The sequence below is a fragment of the Agrobacterium sp. MCAB5 genome (assembly GCF_052114365.1).
Classification (GTDB): domain Bacteria; phylum Pseudomonadota; class Alphaproteobacteria; order Rhizobiales; family Rhizobiaceae; genus Agrobacterium; species Agrobacterium tumefaciens.
Window position 1 is genome coordinate 1 of record NZ_JBFREP010000168.1, and the last position, 557, is coordinate 557.

The 557-nt window shown below is 50.3% G+C and carries 1 protein-coding gene; it reads left to right on the forward strand.

Features of this window, described 5'->3' with window-relative positions; translation table 11 throughout:
- Positions 1-102: 102 nt before the first annotated feature.
- Positions 103-557 (forward strand): hypothetical protein (locus AB4Z23_RS28020; RefSeq protein WP_441361245.1); only part of this gene is annotated, 455 nt, incomplete at its 3' end.

The following is a 557-nucleotide window of genomic DNA, read 5'->3' on the forward strand; positions in this document are numbered from 1 at the left end:
ATCTAGATGCGTGATGTAAAATTAAGTATTGCTGAAACAAAAGCCACAATCGCGAACGGCGCGCAGCAGTTAGGGCGCATCGTCCGTCCAAAGCTGAGAGGTATGGTTGACGAATTGACGCTGCAGCGAGTAGCTGGCTGGGTGATCTTGGCCAACGGTAACTCACCCGCTCCGACTGTTGCTGTTAAGATTGCCGGCCAGATCGTAGGAACCGGTATAGCCGATAAATTGCGGATGGACGTTAAATCTGCAGGGTTTGCTACAGAGTTTTGCGGATTTGATATTCCGGTCGATCTTTCTCCGAGGGACATATTCGGCGACAATATTGAAGTTGTCGTCAAGCTTGACAACAAAAAATACAGAGATATTCCAGTATCGCCAGATGCGCGACCTTGGAAGGTGGGCTTTTGGAGCAACCACAATCGTCCTCCTCAACGCTGGACGAGCCTTGCTGATCGAGTGAAATTTGACGCCGATCAATTGGGAACCCAAAAAGAGCAAGGCACCGCGCTCAAGAGTCTGCTTGTGGAAGGACCGCTGAAGGGCGACTACAGTAT